This window comes from Nocardioides sp. WG-D5 (genome assembly GCF_054031175.1).
The window spans coordinates 4,010,477-4,026,863 of record NZ_CM132928.1 but is presented as its reverse complement, the minus strand read 5'-3'; the positions used below and the strand labels follow the sequence as shown (position 1 = coordinate 4,026,863).

Genomic DNA, 16,387 nt, shown 5'->3' with positions numbered 1-16,387 from the left:
CCACCCGGGTGGCTCGGGCTTTCGCCTGCCCAGATCACGATCACGTAGATGGAGTAACTCTCATGCGCAAGACCCTGACGGCCGCCGTGCTCGCGGCCGCGCTGCTCACGCTCGCTGCCTGCGGCGGTGAGGACGACAGCGACACGACCGCTGGACACAACGACGCCGACGTCACGTTCGCCCAGCAGATGATCCCGCACCACCAGCGGGCCATCGACATGGCCGAGGCCGCCGAGACGCGGGCCGAGAGCCAGGAGGTCAAGGATCTCGCCGCCGACATCGAGGCCGCACAGGATCCCGAGATCGAGACCATGACCGGCTGGCTGGAGTCGTGGGGCGAGGACGTACCCGACGGCGGCATGTCCGACATGGACCACGGCGACATGTCGGACGACATGAGCGGGATGATGTCGGAGGAGGACATGACCGCGCTGGAGAACGCGAGCGGCGCCGAGTTCGACCAGATGTTCCTCACGATGATGATCGAGCACCACGAGGGTGCCATCGAGATGGCCAAGACCGAGCAGGCCGACGGTGAGTTCGCCGACGCCAAGGCCCTGGCCGAGGACATCGAGACCGCTCAGACCGAGGAGATCCAGACGATGCAGGAACTGCTGAAGTCCTGACCGTCGTCCACGTGTGTTGGGCAGGCCCGGTGCCTGCCCGACACCTCCCTCGATTTCCGGAGCAACCCCATGAACCGAACCTCCCCCGTTGCCTTGACCATCGTCGCGGCAACGGCCCTTCTCTCGACCGCCTGCGGCGCGGATCCGCAGTCTGATCGACCGGCCGCCGACGGCGACACCGAGGACGCCACCGAGGTGGGTCACATCCACGGCCTCGGGGTCGATCCCGCCGACGACACCCTCTACGTCGCGACCCACTTCGGTCTCTTCCGCGTCGACGACGCCGGCGAAGCGGAGCGGGTCGCCGACCGGTGGCAGGACACCATGGGCTTCACCGTCGTCGGTCCCGGTCACTTCCTCGGCAGCGGGCACCCCGACCTGACCGAGGACCTCCCGCCGCACCTGGGACTGATCGAGTCCACCGACGCCGGGGAGAGCTGGACGCCGCTGGCCCTCCAGGGTGAGGCCGACTTCCACATCCTCGAGCAGGCAGGTGAGCTCCTCTATGCGTACGACGCCACCACCGGCCGCCTGCTCCGCACCGAGGACCGGAAGCAGTTCGAGGAGATCCTCACCGGCGACCTCGTCAGCATCGCCGCCACCGATGAGGCCGAGCAGCTCTACGCAACCACCGGCGACGGACAGCTCGTCAGCATCGATGCGTCCACCGGTCAGGCCCGGGAGCTCGGCGGTCCGGTCACCGCGTACGTCGACATCACGGCCGACGGCGACCTCGTCGGCATCGGTCCGGACGGCGTCGTCCGGGTCAGCGACGACTCGGGCGAGAGCTGGCAGGAGGCCGGTTCCATCGGCGGCCGGCCAGCGGCCTTCACGGTCACCGAGCAGGGCTGGTACGCCGCCACGGCCGAGGAGGCGTACCGCTCGAGCGACGACGGCGAAAGCTGGAAGCGGGTGCTGTAGAGCTCCTAGGAGCGGATAGGCGAATCTGCACCCGTCCGGGACGGCTCGCCTGCGGTTGCCGGAGCCGGCAACCGCAGGCGCCGCAGCAGGAGCGCGTTGACCGCGACCAGGGAGCTCGAACCCGACATCGAGAGGGCCGCGATCTCCGGGCGGAGCATCAGCCCGAACGCCGGTACGAACACGCCGGCCGCGATGGGCAGCGCGACGGCGTTGTAGCCGACCGCCCAGCCCAGGTTCTGACGCATCTTGCGCAGGGTGCCGCGGCCGATGAGCAGGGCGACGGGGACGTCGAGCGGGTCGGATCGCATGAGGACGACGTCCGCCGCCTCGATGGCCACATCGGTCCCGGCCCCGACCGCGATACCGACATCGGCCTGGACGAGCGAGGGTGAGTCGTTCACTCCGTCGCCCACCATCGCGACGACCCGGCCCTCGGCCTGCAGCTTCTCGACCTGCTCGGCCTTGTCCTGCGGCAGCACCTCGGCGATCACCGTGTCGATGCCGAGCTCCGCGGCGATCCGCTCCGCCGTGGCCCGGTTGTCGCCGGTGAGCATGACCACGTGGATGCCGGCCTCGTGCAAAGCTGCCACGGCAGCCGTTGAGGTCTCCCTGATGGCGTCGGCGATGCCGACCACGGCGACCGCGCGGCCGTCGACGGCCACGAAGATCGCGGTGCGCCCACCGGCGGCGATCTCGTCGCGCCGGCGACCCAGATCTGCCTCGTCGATGCCCTCGGACTCGAGCAGCCGACGATTGCCGACCGCGACCCGGTGCCCGTCGACCTCGGCGACGGCGCCGATACCCGTGACGTTGCGGAAGCCGGTCGCCCGCAACCGCGGGACAGCGGCCTCGTCGACGTACCGGACGACGGCGCGGGCCAGCGGGTGCTCGGACTCGCGCTCGACGGCACCGGCCAGCGCCAGCAGCCGCGTACGGTCGATGTCGCCGAGGACGACATCGGTCACCTCCGGCTCCCCCTTGGTGAGGGTGCCGGTCTTGTCCATGACGACGGTGTCGATACGTGCCGAGGTCTCGATCGCGGTGGCGTTCTTGAACAGGATCCCGCGCTTCGCGCCCAGTCCGGAGCCGACCATGATGGCGGTCGGCGTCGCGAGCCCGAGCGCGTCGGGGCAGGTGATCACCACGACCGTGATCGCGAACAGGAGCGCTGTCGTGACCGCGGCGCCGGTGGCCCACCAGACCAGGAAGGTGGCGGCTCCGCCGATCAGCGCGACGAGCACGAGCCAGAACGCCGCCCGGTCGGCCAGCCGCTGGCCGGGGGCCTTGGAGTTCTGCGCCTGCTGCACGAGCGCCACGATCTGCGCGAGCGCGGTGTCCGCGCCGACCTTCGCGGCTCGCACCCGCAGCGTCCCGCTCGCGTTGACGGTGGCGCCGGTGACCGCGTCGCCGGGCGCCTTGTGGATCGGCAGGCTCTCCCCGGTCACCATGGACTCGTCGACCTCGGACTCGCCCTCCTCCACGATGCCGTCGGTGGCTATCTTCGCGCCGGGACGTACGAGCAGCAGATCTCCGACCCTGACCTCCGAGGTCGGCATGTCGACAAATTGACCGTCCCGGATCACCGTCGCCCGGGGCGGGGCGAGGTCGAGCAGCGTACGGATGGCGTCGTTCGCCCCGCCGCGGGCGCGCATCTCGAACCAGTGGCCGAGCAGCACGAACGCCGCCAGCACCGTGGCAGCCTCGTAGAAGACCTCGCCACCGCCGGTCAGGGTGACCCCGAGGGAGTAGAGCCAGCCGGCACCGATGGCGACCGCGACCAGCACCATCATGTCGAGCGTGCGCGCCTTGAGCGCGCGCCAGGCTCCGTCGAAGAAGATCCACGACGAGTAGAAGACGACCGGGATCGACAGGATCAGGCTGAACATGTCGTCGCGCAGCCCGAACGGCGCCGGGGCGTCGAAGCCCAGGACCTCGCGCCCGATCGGCGACCAGAGCAGGATCGGGATGGAGAGCACCAGGGCCACCAGGAACCGGTTGCGCATGTCGGTGACCATGTCGGCCATCGACATGCCCTCGTGACCCCCGTGCCCCATCGCCTCATGCGGCGACATCGTGGGAGCGTGCTCGTGGTCCGCATGGGCCGCGTGGTCGCCATGGGCCGCGTGGTCGCCGGGAGACGCGAGCGGGTCGCAGATGTGGCCGGGCACCGACTGCCCGGAGCAGTGATAGCCGCACTCGCGGACCCAGTCGCGCAGCTGCGTCACGTCGGTACGCTCCGGATCGAACGTGACGGTCGCCGTCTGAGCGACCGGGTTGGCCTCCACGCCGAGGACGCCCGGCTGCCGCCCGAGAACGGACTCGGCCACCGCCTTGCTCGATGCCCAATGGACTCCCGAGACCTCCAAGACGACCGTTTCTTCTCTGACCATCCCCAAAGGATACCCCCTAGGGGTACGTCGGCAAGGCTCGAACGTCCTCCGCGCGAGGGGACCTTGGGACCTGTGACGACGTCCGTATTGCTCTCCTGCTGCCCGGTCCCGCTTGTGACGATGACCGAGAACCTGGCGGAGAGGACGGGGTCATGGGACGGTACGACCCGACGATCACGCGCCGTACCCTCCTGCTCGGCTCCCTGGGCACCCTGGGCGCCGGAGCCACGAGCTCCTGCACCGACAGCAGTCCCACGACATCCCGGCTCATCGGGCCGCGGTCGGACGAGGTTCGGGCTGCCGAGCGGTTGCGCCGTACGTCGGGGCAGCGTGCCGTGACCCGGAGCATCACCGCTCGACCCGGATCCGTCGACCTGGGCGGCAGGACGGTGTCGACCTGGACGTACGACGACGCCCTACCCGGGCCCGAGCTGCGGACGAGAGCCGGTGACCTGCTGCGGGTCGAGCTCACCAACGACCTCCCGGACGAGACGAGCATCCACTGGCACGGGCTGGCGTTGAGCAACGACATGGACGGCGTGCCGGGCCTGACCCAGGACCCGATCGGCGCCGGATCGAGGTTCGTCTACGAGTTCACCACCCCCGACCCCGGGACGTACTTCTTCCACCCGCACACCGGGGTCCAGCTCGATCGTGGCCTGTACGGCGTGCTGATCGTCGACGACCCCGCTGAGCCGGGTGACTACGACCAGGAGTGGGTCGTCGTCCTCGACGACTGGATCGACGGCACCGGAAGGACACCCGACGATGTGCTGGAGCGCCTGGCATCGAGCACGGGGCACGGCCGGATGATGGGCCGGACGATGCAGTCCGCACTGCTGGGAAGCGCCGGAGACGTCGACTACCCGCTCTACCTGATCAACGGACGCACCCCTCGGGCGCCGGTGACCTTGACCGGCCGCCCCGGGCAGCGGGCCCGGATCCGGATCGTCAACGCCGGCTCCGACACCGCCTTCCGGGTCGCTCTCGGCGACCATCGGCTCACGGTCACCCACTCGGACGGGTTTCCGGTGAGACCGGTCGCCACCGATGCCCTGCTGATCGGCATGGGCGAGCGGTACGACGTGATCGTCGATCTCGCGGACGGGGTGTTCCCGCTGGTCGCGCAGGCTGAGGGCAAGACCGGTGCCGGTCTGGCGCTCGTGCGCACCGGCGCAGGCGCCGCGCCAACGGCGGGGACAACTGTTCGCGAGCTCGACCGGCAGGTCCTGCTGGGCACCGATCTGGCAGCGGCGGACGGTGTGCGGCTCGGTTCGCGGAGCATCGACAGGAAGCTGGACGCCGTGCTCGGCGGCGGGATGATGTCCTACCGGTGGACGATCAACGGTGCGGCGTTCCCCGACACCGATCCGCTGGAGGTGGCGCAGGGCGAACGAGTCAGGCTCCGCGTACGGAACACCTCGATGATGTTCCACCCGATGCATCTGCACGGGCACACCTTCGCGCTGGCCGGGAGCGGCGTCCGCAAGGACACGGTGGTCGTGCGCCCCCATCAGAGCCTCGAGGTCGATCTCCAGGCCGACAACCCCGGCCAGTGGGCACTGCACTGCCACAACGTCTACCACGCCGAGACCGGCATGATGACCGTGCTCTCCTACCAGCGATGACCCGGCTCGCGAGAGGCCCTGGCCGAGGTCACAGGGCGCCCACGGCGCGGAGGACGAACTCCTCGATCCGCTCGGCCGGGAGGTTGCGGGTGCCGAGGACGGCGTGGACGAGGGCGAGGGTGGCGTCGACGTCGGTGACGACGAAGATGCCCTGGTCGGCGCCCTGCTCGAGGATCTCGGCGAGGACCTGCTCGACGGCCACGATGTGATCGCGGATCTCCTGGCGGGCCTCCTCCGGGAGCCCGCCGTAGACCTGGGGTCCGAAGCCCATGTGGAACTTCTCGCCCAGCGCGAGGTGGTTGCGTACGTAGATCCGCAGCCGCTCCGCCGGATGCTCGCTCGCGGCGAGCTGTGCCTGCAGGGACGCGACGTACTCCGAGGTCTCGTGGGTCGCGAACGCGACCATCACCGCATCACGGTCCTTGAAGTGGTGGTAGATCGCGGTGCGCCCGATGTCGGCGCGCTGGGCCAGCTTCGACATGGTGACGGCGTCATAGCTGCCCTCGGCCATCAGCTCCGCGAACGCCGCGAAGATCCGCTCGCGCACCAGCCTGCGGTGCTCGGCGACGTTCTCGGCGGCGATACGGGGCACGAGAACGAACCCTAGTTCACGTGCGATAGGTGTCGAGGCGAGCGCCGAGCTCCTCGAAGAGCGCCTGGTTGAGACCGAAGGCGACCTGGACCTCCTCGACGATGCGCATCTTCTCCGCCGGGTCGAGGTCCAGGGCGTCGAGGCGGGCGCGGTAGCCGTCCTTGTAGGGCTTCGGCTTCGGGATCTCGGCGAACTCGTAGAACGCCACCCCTTCGCCGTCGAGCTCGAAGAACCGGTCGAGCAGCCGGCCGATCGCCTGGCCACCGGAGAGGTCGCCGAGGTAGCGGGTGTAGTGGTGGGCCGCGTAGAGACCACCCCAGGCCCGGGTGGCCTCGATCCGGTCGGCGTACGCATCGGCAGCCGCCGACTCCACGCCGTCGCGCTCGACACCCGGCGCCCACACGGCCAGGTCGGCGTCGATCGCGGCCAGGCGCTCCAGCGCGAGGTCGTGGACGGCCGCGGCGATGGGGTCGGTGGCGGCCAGGTCACGACCCACCGACTCGAGCGCGACGTAGACCTTGCGCAGGCGCAGCAGGTAGTCGGCGTACCCCTGCTTGTTGACCCGTCCGGCCAACAGCTCCCCCATGAAGGAGGACGTCTCGGCAGCGGTGTGCTGGACCCGGGAGCCCTCGCGCATCAGCGCGGAGAGCGGAGCTCCGGAGGTCTCGTCGACAAGGAGGGCAGACATGTGTGCTCCAGAGAGGTCGGGGCGTCGGGCGGGCGGCGTTCCGAACAAAGATATTGACACACTGTCAGAAAGTCATCAAGGCCTTGGTTAGGTTACCCTAAGTAGCACTCGATCGTGATTGAGAACGAGTTTTTACAATCCGGACGGAAAAGAACAGCCCGGGCACAAGATCCATACGGCCGATCCATATCGAAGGCGACTTCCGGGACATTGGTCATTTCTGCCTCGGAATCGGCCCCGAGCACGACGTGTTACCAGCGAAGTTACGGGGAAATTCTGTGACCTCGGGTCTGGATTGAGCGCTGGGCGACGGCGAATCGACGTGGCTAGACTCCCCGCTTCGTCACGGCGAGTCACAGCAACCGGGGGGCTGCAGAGGCTGACTTCTACTCGTCGTGCCCTGTCATCGACAGTTATCAACACCATTGGAGAAGTCACTTGCGCTCCCCACTCTCGGTCCGCGGAGCCGCCCTTGTTGCGGCGACCGCGATGATCGGTCTTTCCGTGACCGCGGCCCCGGCGACTGCGTCGGCGGAGAAGCCCCAGGCCAAGGCGTCGTCGGTCGCGCTGACCGTCAACGTGTCTGACAAGGTCAAGGCGGACACCGGCCGCTACACCGCCACCTACAACGGCAAGAAGACCGTCAACTCCGGCACCAACAAGCCGGCCCTTCCCCTCCTCGAGGGCGAGCAGCAGCTGCTCTCCGTCGGCGTGTTCGCCCAGGACGCTGCCGCCGCACTCCGCAACGGCACCGTCTACTCCGGCGCCTGCTCGGCCCTGGCCGGCAAGGGCGCGACCCTGGTCTCCATCGGCGACGGCTCCAGCTGCGTCAAGCCGGGCGAGGCCGTCACGGTGAACCTGGCCGAGCTCGACCTGCAGAAGCTGGGCGCGACCACCGACTACGTGCTCAACGACGAGAGCAAGGACTTCCACGTCAAGCTCGGCCCGGTCAACGACCTGGTGCAGAACGTCGTCTCCGGCGTGCTCACCAAGGTCGGTGGCCTCTCGGTCGGCGTCGACCTCGACGCCGCGGAGAGCACCTGCGTGGCGAAGGGCAGCACATTCAAGGGCGACACCCAGCTCAAGAACGCCGCCGTCACCGTCAACATCCCCGGCAAGGGTGACATCAAGGTCGCCGACCTCCCGGCGAACCCGAAGAAGAACACGACGGTCGTCCCGGACCTCTCCCCGGTGACCGACGCCGTTCTCGGCCGCGTCGACACGCTGCTGCAGTCGGGCCTGAAGAGCCAGGCCGCGGGCGGCCTGGACATCTCCATCCGCGTCGACCTGATCGAGCACATCAAGGAGCAGCTCGCCGTGCTGCTCAAGGGTCTCGAGACCGACCTGGTGAAGCTCACCCTGAACAAGCAGACTCTGAACAAGCAGGCCGGGACCGCCAAGTCGCTCGAGGTGTCCGCCCTGGACATCAAGGTGCTCGACGCCGTGAAGAAGGTCGGCGTCCCGACCGCCGCCAAGGTCGCCATCGGCACCAGCACCTGCGGCACCAACGGCCTCACCGCCGCCGAGGAGAAGGCTGCGGCCACCGGCGACAAGAAGAACGTCGACGTCGTCGTCTCCGGCGACAAGTCCGACCCGGACACCAGCGTTCAGGCCAAGCCCGACAACGCCCCGGCCAACGCCGAGCTCAACCTGCTCTCGTCACCGGCCGCCAAGGGCGGGTTCGCCGCCGGTGCGCTCGTGCTGCTCGTCGCCGCCGCTGCCGCCACCCGGTGGTTCCTGCTGCGCCGCGCACACGCCTGATCCACTGATCAGCACCCCGTCCCGGGCCAAGGCTTCCAGCCTTGGCCCGGGATTCTTCTTGGGGTGAGCGACCGGGCGGCGCGCCTGCGTGCCGACCGCTGCAGGATCCGACAAAGTTGCGCCGCCCCCGATGCTCCCCAGAGCTCTTCCCCAACTCTCTGGAGTCCCCCCATGCTGCGCCCGTTGGCGACCGTGCTCGCCGTCGTACTCCTCTGCGCCGGTTGTGCCGAGATCTCCCCGCCCGACACCGCGGTCCAAGCCGGATACGGCGCCGAGAGCGGTGAGGAGGTCAGCCTCCCTCTGACCGAGGCCATCGCGAAGCTCCCGGTCGCCAAGGAGGTCACCTCCGGCTACGAGCGGGAGAAGTTCAACCACTGGGTCGACGCCGACGGCGACTGTCAGGACGCCCGCAACGAGGTGCTCCTCGAGGAGTCGAGGAAGAAAGTACGCGGCAGGTGCGAGGTGAGCCGGGGCACCTGGCTCTCCACGTACGACGGCGTCACCCTCAAACGCCCCGGCGGCCTCGACATCGACCACATGGTCCCGCTCAAGGAGAGCTGGGAGTCCGGCGCCGACGCGTGGAGCGACGAGCAGCGGGAGGCGTACGCCAACGACCTCGGCGACCCGCGCGCCCTCATCGCCGTCACCGCCGCGACCAACCGCAGCAAGGGCGACCAGGACCCGGCCGACTGGATGCCCGACGCCACGAGCTACCACTGCACGTACGTCGCCGACTGGGTCGCCGTGAAGATCCGCTGGAGCCTCTTCGTGGACCGTGCGGAGAAGGCCACGCTGAAGCGGATCGCGGCAGGCTGCGACAACCCCGTGATCACCGTACGTCTCGCCCGGGCCGAGCAGCCCGAGGGCGACCCCGGCGAGGGCGAGGTGCCCGCAGGCGGCACCGGCGAGGACCCCCGCTTCGACACCTGCGCCAAGGCGGCCGCGAAGGGCTACGGGCCCTACCGGAAGGGACGCGACACCGAGTACGAGTGGTATCGCGACGGCGACGGCGATGGCACCGTCTGCGACAGCTGATTCCGCCCTGCAGAAGCGGGCTACTCGCCCGTAACCCCGGTTGTCCCACCCCGTTGAGTGTGACGAAGGTCAAAGGGAGGGGAGAAGTACGTGCGCACAACACTCATCGCGCGAGGAGCCGCAGTCGCGGCCGCAGCTGCCATGGTTGCCTTGTCAGCCGCACCCGCGAGCGCCGCGACGGTGTCGCAGGCGTCCGCAACCGCGCTGAGCCTGGAGCTCGCCGGCACCGGGGCGAGGGACACCGGCACCTATGCCGTCACCAACAACGGCTCCACCGAGTCCGCCGAAGGCACCAACGAGCCGCTCATCACCGCGCTCGGCGGACAGAAGGCGATCCACGCCGGCACGCTGGCCCAGGACGCTGTTGCCACCAAGGACGCCACCTCGGCAGCCTGCTCGGGCCTGGCCGGAGACGGCGCGACCGTGGTCGCCGTGGGATCCGGCGACTGCCTCAGCGGCGGCGACAACATCTCGCTCGACGCGGCCAGCCTCGACTTCGCCGACGTCGAGCTCGTCTCGTCCGGTCTGTTCCAGGGCGTCGACCAGCAGCTGATCAGCGCGCTGAAGGAGGCGGGACTGAGCCAGACCGCGGTCACCGACCCGCTGTCGAAGGCGCTCAAGGATCTCCTCGCGGCGATGGGTGACCCCGGGCTGCACCTCGACCTCGGCGCCGTGCAGAGCAGCTGCACCGCCGACAAGGACAAGGCCTCCGGCGACAGCAGCCTGGCGAACAGCCGGGCCTACATCACCGTCCCGACGGTCGGCGACGTCACCCTGGTCGACCTTCCGGTCGACCCCGACGTCAACCAGAAGGTCGTCACCGACCTGACCGGGGTGACCGACGCGATTCTGGATGCCTTGCGCACCCAGTTCACCAAGGCCCTGAACGGCGCCCTGGCACCGGCCAACGGTGGGCTCGACCAGCTTCAGACGCAGGTGCTCGACACGGCCCTCGGCCAGATCGAGTCGCAGCTCGCGCCGCTGGAGGAGAACGTCCTCGACATCACCCTCAACGCCCAGACCACCTCGCCGGGCGCGATCACGGTGACCGCGCTCGACGCGAAGGTCCTCCCGGCCGCCCAGGAGTTCGTCGATGGCAGCCTGGCCCACCTGACCATCGGCACCAGCAGCTGCGGCCCGAACAGCCCGATCGCCAAGACGGTCAAGAACCCGCCGAAGGCGGACAACCCGCCGGCTTCGGTCCCGACCGTCGTGACCGCCGGGATGGAGAGCTACGACGACGGCAGCGCCGGTCGTATCGCCCTCGTCACCCTGCTGCTCCTCGCGGCCGCGGGCGCCGGCGTGGCGACGTACGTCCGCATGTTGCGGCGTGGCTGAGACTCACACCGACTCGTCGCCGCGGCTTGCCGCGGCGACGAGCAGCCTGTGGACCTCGCTGGTCGTACTCGCCGTGGCGATGGTGCTGGCCGGACTGGTGTGGCCCAGCGGCAGCGCCGCGGTGGAGGTGCCACCCGGCGCCCCGCAGCGCCTCGAGCTGCCCGGGCTGAACACGAAGGCCAAGGTCGTCCCGATCCGTCTCGACGGCGAGGTGCTCGACCCGCCGCGCAACCCGCGCGAGATCGGCTGGTGGGTCGGCAGCGCCAAGCCCGGCTCGGCACAGGGTCAGACGGTGGTCACCGGCCACACCGTGCACACCGGTGGCGGCAGCCTCAACAAGCTCGACCACATCGAGGAGGGGCAGGAGGTCGACATCGTCACCAAGGACGGGACCTTCCAGCACCAGGTCGACTCCGTCGAGGTGCTCAGCCGCAAGGAGCTCGCCGAGCAGGCCCAGCGGATCTTCGGCCAGGACCACGGCGACGGCCGGCTGGTGATCATCACCTGCACCGACTGGAACGGCTCGTCCTACGACAGCAACATCGTCGTGATGGCGCACCGGTTCAACGCATTGCCCAAGGCGCAGAGGAAGAGCTAGAGGTAGAGGCCCGTCGACTCGTCGGCGATCCGCTCGGCAGCAACGGCGTGCACGTCACGCTCGCGCATCAGGACGTAGACCTCGCCGGCGACCTCGACCTCGGGCTTGTCGTCGGCGTCGAAGAGGACCCGGTCACCGATCTCGACGGCCCGCGCGTGCGGGCCGACCGCGACCACGCGTGACCAGGTGAGCCGCCGGGCCGCGCCCATGGCGGCCGTGGCCGGGATGACGATGCCGCCCGAGGAGCGACGCTCCCCGGCGTCGGACCCGACCTCGACCAGCACCCGGTCGTGGAGCATCTTGATAGGGGTCTTGTCGGTCACGTTCCGTCTTGCCTTGCCGGTGGGGGGATGGGTCAGTTGACCTTGGTGATCTTACGCAGCGTCGCCATGAGCAGGACGGTGCCCACCACTCCGCCCACGGTCTTGGCGATGTTGCCCATCCTCGGCTCGCCGGAGACCGGGTCGACGTAGACCGCCTTCACGGCCGCCACCTGGCGCTGAACGATCGTCTTCGGGCTGCCCCGGTAGATCAGCTCGTCGATGGTGCCCGCGAGCCGCTCGCGGATCTCTTCGATCTCGGACTCGAGCGAGGAAGTCTGGTCCTTGGACATGCCCAGACCTTAGCAACCGGCGTACGTCCACTGCGTGCTCCACCGCTGCGGTTCGCTCGATCTCTTGGGTAGGTTGTCGACATGACGCGTCTCGAGCCGGGCGATGTTGCCCCCGACTTCACTCTTCCCGACGACACCGGAGCGGAGGTCTCGCTCAGCAGCCTCCGCGGCCGCAAGGTGATCGTCTACTTCTACCCCGCCGCGATGACCCCCGGCTGCACCAAGCAGGCCTGCGACTTCACCGACTCGATCGACTCGTTGAAGGCCGCCGGTTACGAGGTCGTCGGCATCTCGAAGGACAAGCCCGCCAAGCTCGCGAAGTTCCGCGAGCGTGACGGGCTCACCATCACCCTGGCCTCCGACGAGGACCTCTCGGTGCACAAGGCGTACGACGCCTACGGCGAGAAGAAGCTCTACGGCAAGGTCGTCGAGGGCGTGATCCGCTCGACGTTCGTGGTCGACGAGGAGGGCAAGATCGAGGTCGCGCAGTACAACGTCAAGGCGACCGGTCACGTCGCCAAGCTCCGCCGCGACCTCAACCTGGTGGGGTAGGCCTACTGCTGGTCGTCGGGCTTCTGGAAGTCCGGCGGAGGAGGTACGTCCCCCGGGATCTCCTTGGGAGGATCGACGACCACGGGGCCGGTGCCGGCGCTCCACTTGGCACCGGTCTCCTTCAACCACTCGCCCGCGTGGGCGGCGACCTCGGTGGCGGCCGCGCCGACCTGGAGCAGGCCGGAGATCGCCTGGTTGCGCGGCGAGTCGGCGTCGGGAGCCGACGCCATCTCGGCCCGCTTGGCCTCGATCTGCGCCTTGAACTCGCCGGCCTTCTCGATGGTCTTCTCGCCGCCGGTGACAAGGTGAGGCGCCGACTTCACCTTGGCGTCCTCAACTGCGGGCTTGGCGCCTTCGACGCCCTTCTGGACGCCATCGCGCCAGTTGGACGCGCTGTCCTTGAACGACATGACTTCATCCCTCTCTGGATGGGGTGTTGTTCTTCCATCCTTGAGGGTCAGGTACCCGTTGTCCATGGGGATCGCCCCTGGTCTGCCCCGGGCCGTACCCGGACTCTGTGTGCCGAAGGCGGGACTTGAACCCGCACGCCCTGGGGCACAGCATCCTAAGTGCTGCGTGTCTGCCAATTCCACCACTTCGGCCGAGCGGCGATCAGTCTAGAGACTGATCGCCGCTCGTGGTTAGCCGCCGGTCAGGCGACGTTGTACTTGTCGCCCTCGGCATTCTCCGGGAGCGCCCAGAAGACGATCAGCACGATGACGCCGACGCAGGTCAGGTAGAGCAGCTGCCACCAGCCGGAGCGGCCGGTGTCGTGCAGGCGGCGGGCGCCGACGGAGAGCTGCGGGACCAGGATGGCGAGCGCGAAGAGCGACCCGACGATGGTGCCGGCGGTCGAGTCGGCGCCGAGGATCAGGTTGATCGCCATGTTCACGACAAAGGTGAACAGGATCGCCCACCAGAACTCGGACCGGCTGGCGCGGCCCTCGAAGGAGGCATACTTCTTGAAGAAGCGCACGATGGCGTCGCGGGGCGACGCGCCGCGGAGCGGCTGGCTCAGTGAAACTTCCCCCACGGGGCCAGCGCCGTACGGCTGCTGCGGGGGCGGGGGCGGCGGGTAATCCGTCACGTCGGATTTCTCCTCGTTGAGATGGGTTGGATGTGCGAAACCTAGTCGGGACGGACACCGAGGTAAAGGACCCTTACCCCTAGGGTGGAGCCATGACCACGCTGGTCCTCGCCTCCAAGTCCCCCGCCCGGCTGCAGACGCTGCGCAGCGCAGGTGTCGAGCCTGTGGTGATCGTCTCCGGCGTCGACGAGAGCGTCCTCGACGGCCTCGCGCCGACCGAGCTCGCCCTGGGGCTCGCCGAGCTCAAGCGCGACGCGGTCGCCGGTCGCCCGGACGTCCCCGAGGGCGCCCTCGTGCTCGGCTGCGACAGCGTCCTCGAGCTCGACGGCAAGGCACTCGGCAAGCCGCACGATCCGGAGGAGGCGACCCAGCGCTGGCGGGAGATGCGGGGGCGCAGCGGCGTACTCGTCTCCGGGCACGCGCTGGTCGACACCGCGACCGGCCGGCAGGTCTCGCAGACCGCGGCCACGACGGTGCACTTCGCCGACGTCAGCGACGAGGAGATCGCGGCGTACGTCGCGACCGGTGAGCCCCTTCACGTCGCCGGCGCGTTCACGATCGACGGGCTCGGTGGTGCGTTCGTGACCGGGATCGAGGGCGACCACCACAACGTGGTCGGCCTGAGCCTGCCGCTGCTACGCGACCTGCTCAGCCGGCTCGGTCATGCGTGGCCTGATCTGTGGAACCGGTGACCCGCTCGCGACGGTCCGGGGCCACCGCGAAGGTCCGACCGTCGGCGGCGCTGAGCGCGGCCGCCTCCTCCTCGACGCTGCCGTAGACCTGCGTGTAGCGGATCGGGCGGCCGAAGACGAACCTCCGGAACAGGAAGAACCGGGCGATCTGACCCAGCAGCACCCCGACCACGTTGGCCGAGAGGTTGTCGGCGATCGCGCTGTCCCAGCCGAACACGCTGCGGGTCAGGTAGAGACACGCCACCGGCAGCAGCATCGTCACCGCGTTGATCACGACGTAGGCCGTGAAGCCGCCGTCGGGATGGTCCGAGACCCGGTGACGGAAGGTCCAGCGACGGCTCAGGTCGTAGCTGATCAGCATGCCGACCGTGTTGGCGATGATGTAGGCCGGGATCGGCTGCCCGTTCATCGGACCGGCGCCCATGAAGAAGCCGTGGACCAGTCCGTTGAACAGCACGAAGGCGACTGCCGTCGCGATTCCGCCGACCATCATGAAGCGGACCACCTCACCGAAGAGGCGGGTGCGACGCAGCCGTCCCAGCAGCTGTCCCCCGAACACCATGGAGCCACAGTAAACGGTCATTGGTGAGATGGCTCTTGATTACTTGCCGCGGGTTGTTCAGCGCGCAGTAAGATCCGCACTCACTCGACGGGCAGGCCGAGGCCTCTTGCGATCAGCATCCGCTGCACCTCGGAGGTGCCTTCGCCGATCTCCAGGATCTTCGCGTCGCGGTAGAAGCGGGCGACCGGGTACTCCTCCATGAACCCGTAGCCGCCGAAGATCTGGGTGGCGATGCGGGTCGCGGTGACGGCCGACTCGGTGGCGTACAGCTTGGCCGCGGCGGCCGCCTGCTTGAACTCCTTCATGGTCACGGCGCCGGAGTCGAGGCCGGACTTCATCGCGGCGGCCTCGTACGTCAGCAGGCGCGAGGCCCGCAGCATGACCTCGAGGTCCGCGATCTGGAAGGCGACGCCCTGCTTGCGGCCGATCGGGCCGCCGAAGGTCTGCCGCTCCCCCGCGTACTCCAGCGCCATGTCGAGGCAGGCCTGGATGCAGCCCACCGCGAGCGCGGCGATCGCGACGCGGCCGTCGTCGAGGGTGGCGAGGAACTGGGCGAAGCCGCGGCCACGCTCGCCGAGGAGGTGGTCGGCCGGCACCCGGGCGCCGTCGAAGGAGAGCGGGTGCGTGTCGGAGGCGTGCCAGCCGAGCTTGTCGTACGCCTTCTCGGCGGTGAAGCCGGGTGTGCCCGAGGGGATCATGATGGTGCTGATCTCGGGCTTGCCGTTCTCGCGGGTGCCGGTGCGCGCGGTGACGGTGACGACCGAGGTGATCGAGGAGCCGGAGTTGGTGATGAACTGCTTGGCGCCGTCGACGACCCACTCGTCGCCGTCCAGCACGGCCTTGGTCGCGGTCGCGCCGGCGTCGGAGCCGGCCCCCGGCTCGGTCAGTCCGAACCCGGCCAGCTTCTTGCCCGCCACGAGGTCGGGCAGCCACCGCTCCTTCTGCTCGTCGGTGCCGTAGGTGAGGATCGGGTTGATCCCGAGACCGACCGCGGCCTCGAGCGTGATCCCGATCGACTGGTCGACGCGGCCGAGCTCCTCGATCGCGACGCAGAGCGCGACGAGGTCGCCGTCGCCCCCGCCGTACGCCTCGGGGGCGGTCAGGCCGAACAGGCCGAGCTCACCCATCTTGTGGACCACGTCGACGGGGAAGTGGTGGTCGCGGTCCCACTGCGAGGCATGGGGCGCGATCTCCTTCTGGGCGAAGTCACGGACGACAGCACGCAACTCTTCGTGCTCGGGCTGGAGAAAAGCGGTCACGCGCTCCAGGTTAGCGCTTATTAACCTGGAGCGCGAGACCCGCGT

18 protein-coding genes and 1 tRNA gene are annotated in these 16,387 nt (G+C 69.0%); 9 read left to right on the top strand and 10 right to left on the bottom strand.

The features are described from left to right. Positions 1-62 precede the first annotated feature (62 nt). Together ACWZJV_RS19525 and ACWZJV_RS19520 are read left to right on the top strand one after the other, a co-directional pair. The gene (locus ACWZJV_RS19525; protein WP_457177989.1) at positions 63-626 is read left to right on the top strand and encodes a DUF305 domain-containing protein; all 564 of its coding nucleotides are present in this window, start codon (positions 63-65) and stop codon (positions 624-626) included. 69 nt (positions 627-695) lie between these two features. Next, the gene (locus ACWZJV_RS19520; RefSeq protein ID WP_457177987.1) at positions 696-1,547 is read left to right on the top strand and encodes a F510_1955 family glycosylhydrolase; all 852 of its coding nucleotides are present in this window, start codon (positions 696-698) and stop codon (positions 1,545-1,547) included. 5 nt (positions 1,548-1,552) lie between these two features. Here ACWZJV_RS19520 and ACWZJV_RS19515 read toward each other — a convergent pair whose 3' ends face one another. Next, positions 1,553-3,937, bottom strand: a complete 2,385-nt coding sequence (locus tag ACWZJV_RS19515; protein ID WP_457177985.1) for a heavy metal translocating P-type ATPase — start codon at positions 3,935-3,937, stop codon at positions 1,553-1,555. 152 nt (positions 3,938-4,089) lie between these two features. Between ACWZJV_RS19515 and ACWZJV_RS19510 the strand changes: the two genes are divergently transcribed. Next, on the top strand, positions 4,090-5,565 hold the full coding sequence (locus ACWZJV_RS19510) for a multicopper oxidase family protein (RefSeq protein ID WP_457177984.1): 1,476 nt from the start codon (positions 4,090-4,092) through the stop codon (positions 5,563-5,565). Between the two features lie 28 nt (positions 5,566-5,593). On the opposite strand, the gene ACWZJV_RS19505 is transcribed toward ACWZJV_RS19510, so the two are convergent. Both ACWZJV_RS19505 and ACWZJV_RS19500 read right to left on the bottom strand, forming a co-directional pair. Further along, entirely contained in the window at positions 5,594-6,157 is a 564-nt protein-coding gene (locus ACWZJV_RS19505) for a TetR/AcrR family transcriptional regulator (protein WP_457177982.1), read from the bottom strand. A gap of 16 nt (positions 6,158-6,173) precedes the next feature. Further along, positions 6,174-6,845, bottom strand: a complete 672-nt coding sequence (locus tag ACWZJV_RS19500; RefSeq protein ID WP_457177980.1) for a biliverdin-producing heme oxygenase — start codon at positions 6,843-6,845, stop codon at positions 6,174-6,176. A gap of 489 nt (positions 6,846-7,334) precedes the next feature. On the opposite strand from ACWZJV_RS19500, the gene ACWZJV_RS19495 reads away from it, so the two are divergent. From ACWZJV_RS19495 to ACWZJV_RS19480, 4 genes are all read left to right on the top strand, one after another. Then, positions 7,335-8,606, top strand: coding sequence for a hypothetical protein (locus ACWZJV_RS19495; RefSeq protein ID WP_457177979.1), 1,272 nt, complete (start codon positions 7,335-7,337; stop codon positions 8,604-8,606). A gap of 171 nt (positions 8,607-8,777) precedes the next feature. After that, positions 8,778-9,641 (top strand): GmrSD restriction endonuclease domain-containing protein, encoded by an 864-nt coding sequence (locus ACWZJV_RS19490; RefSeq protein ID WP_457177978.1) that lies wholly within the window; start codon positions 8,778-8,780, stop codon positions 9,639-9,641. Between the two features lie 150 nt (positions 9,642-9,791). Continuing rightward, positions 9,792-10,979: a hypothetical protein gene (locus ACWZJV_RS19485; protein WP_457177976.1), complete on the top strand. Its 1,188-nt coding sequence runs from the start codon at positions 9,792-9,794 to the stop codon at positions 10,977-10,979. After that, positions 10,972-11,577, top strand: coding sequence for a class F sortase (locus ACWZJV_RS19480; protein WP_457177974.1), 606 nt, complete (start codon positions 10,972-10,974; stop codon positions 11,575-11,577). Before ACWZJV_RS19485 ends, ACWZJV_RS19480 begins: the two co-directional genes overlap by 8 nt. Here ACWZJV_RS19480 and ACWZJV_RS19475 read toward each other — a convergent pair. Together ACWZJV_RS19475 and ACWZJV_RS19470 are read right to left on the bottom strand one after the other, a co-directional pair. Beyond that, complete coding sequence (locus tag ACWZJV_RS19475) at positions 11,574-11,900, bottom strand: GroES family chaperonin (protein ID WP_008363372.1); 327 nt, start codon at positions 11,898-11,900, stop codon at positions 11,574-11,576. The genes ACWZJV_RS19480 and ACWZJV_RS19475 overlap by 4 nt on opposite strands. Before the next feature lie 32 nt (positions 11,901-11,932). Continuing rightward, positions 11,933-12,190, bottom strand: coding sequence for a DUF3618 domain-containing protein (locus ACWZJV_RS19470; RefSeq protein ID WP_008363370.1), 258 nt, complete (start codon positions 12,188-12,190; stop codon positions 11,933-11,935). An 81-nt stretch (positions 12,191-12,271) separates the two neighbouring features. On the opposite strand from ACWZJV_RS19470, the gene bcp reads away from it, so the two are divergent. After that, a complete protein-coding gene (bcp, locus tag ACWZJV_RS19465; RefSeq protein ID WP_196875425.1) occupies positions 12,272-12,742 on the top strand; it encodes a thioredoxin-dependent thiol peroxidase in 471 nt (156 codons plus the stop codon). A gap of 2 nt (positions 12,743-12,744) precedes the next feature. Here the strand turns inward: bcp and ACWZJV_RS19460 are convergent, their stop codons facing one another. The 3 genes from ACWZJV_RS19460 to ACWZJV_RS19450 form a co-directional block, all read right to left on the bottom strand. Then, positions 12,745-13,152 (bottom strand): hypothetical protein, encoded by a 408-nt coding sequence (locus ACWZJV_RS19460; RefSeq protein ID WP_457177971.1) that lies wholly within the window; start codon positions 13,150-13,152, stop codon positions 12,745-12,747. A gap of 110 nt (positions 13,153-13,262) precedes the next feature. Next, a tRNA-Leu gene (locus ACWZJV_RS19455) sits at positions 13,263-13,344 on the bottom strand. A 50-nt stretch (positions 13,345-13,394) separates the two neighbouring features. Then, positions 13,395-13,829, bottom strand: a complete 435-nt coding sequence (locus ACWZJV_RS19450; protein ID WP_196875427.1) for a DUF805 domain-containing protein — start codon at positions 13,827-13,829, stop codon at positions 13,395-13,397. Positions 13,830-13,921: 92 nt separating this feature from the next. On the opposite strand from ACWZJV_RS19450, the gene ACWZJV_RS19445 reads away from it, so the two are divergent. Next, positions 13,922-14,521: a Maf family protein gene (locus ACWZJV_RS19445; RefSeq protein WP_008363361.1), complete on the top strand. Its 600-nt coding sequence runs from the start codon at positions 13,922-13,924 to the stop codon at positions 14,519-14,521. On the opposite strand, the gene ACWZJV_RS19440 is transcribed toward ACWZJV_RS19445, so the two are convergent. Together ACWZJV_RS19440 and ACWZJV_RS19435 are read right to left on the bottom strand one after the other, a co-directional pair. Then, positions 14,478-15,083 carry a GtrA family protein gene (locus ACWZJV_RS19440; RefSeq protein WP_008363360.1) on the bottom strand — a complete coding sequence of 202 codons (606 nt, stop codon included), beginning with the start codon at positions 15,081-15,083 and terminating at the stop codon, positions 14,478-14,480. The genes ACWZJV_RS19445 and ACWZJV_RS19440 overlap by 44 nt on opposite strands. 80 nt (positions 15,084-15,163) lie before the next feature. Continuing rightward, on the bottom strand, positions 15,164-16,342 hold the full coding sequence (locus ACWZJV_RS19435) for an acyl-CoA dehydrogenase family protein (protein WP_457177968.1): 1,179 nt from the start codon (positions 16,340-16,342) through the stop codon (positions 15,164-15,166). Positions 16,343-16,387 lie beyond the last annotated feature (45 nt).

What these genes read in the sequence shown, in the direction of transcription:
- ACWZJV_RS19515 (WP_457177985.1), bottom strand. Translation starts at nt 3,937, where the DNA reads ATGGTCAGAGAAGAAACGGTCGTCTTGGAGGTCTCGGGAGTCCATTGG.
- ACWZJV_RS19460 (WP_457177971.1), bottom strand. Translation starts at nt 13,152, where the DNA reads ATGTCGTTCAAGGACAGCGCGTCCAACTGGCGCGATGGCGTCCAGAAG.
- ACWZJV_RS19525 (WP_457177989.1), top strand. Translation starts at nt 63, where the DNA reads ATGCGCAAGACCCTGACGGCCGCCGTGCTCGCGGCCGCGCTGCTCACG.
- bcp (WP_196875425.1), top strand. Translation starts at nt 12,272, where the DNA reads ATGACGCGTCTCGAGCCGGGCGATGTTGCCCCCGACTTCACTCTTCCC.
- ACWZJV_RS19510 (WP_457177984.1), top strand. Translation starts at nt 4,090, where the DNA reads ATGGGACGGTACGACCCGACGATCACGCGCCGTACCCTCCTGCTCGGC.
- ACWZJV_RS19495 (WP_457177979.1), top strand. Translation starts at nt 7,335, where the DNA reads ATGATCGGTCTTTCCGTGACCGCGGCCCCGGCGACTGCGTCGGCGGAG.
- ACWZJV_RS19490 (WP_457177978.1), top strand. Translation starts at nt 8,778, where the DNA reads ATGCTGCGCCCGTTGGCGACCGTGCTCGCCGTCGTACTCCTCTGCGCC.
- ACWZJV_RS19520 (WP_457177987.1), top strand. Translation starts at nt 696, where the DNA reads ATGAACCGAACCTCCCCCGTTGCCTTGACCATCGTCGCGGCAACGGCC.
- ACWZJV_RS19470 (WP_008363370.1), bottom strand. Translation starts at nt 12,190, where the DNA reads ATGTCCAAGGACCAGACTTCCTCGCTCGAGTCCGAGATCGAAGAGATC.
- ACWZJV_RS19440 (WP_008363360.1), bottom strand. Translation starts at nt 15,083, where the DNA reads ATGGTGTTCGGGGGACAGCTGCTGGGACGGCTGCGTCGCACCCGCCTC.
- ACWZJV_RS19445 (WP_008363361.1), top strand. Translation starts at nt 13,922, where the DNA reads ATGACCACGCTGGTCCTCGCCTCCAAGTCCCCCGCCCGGCTGCAGACG.
- ACWZJV_RS19500 (WP_457177980.1), bottom strand. Translation starts at nt 6,845, where the DNA reads ATGTCTGCCCTCCTTGTCGACGAGACCTCCGGAGCTCCGCTCTCCGCG.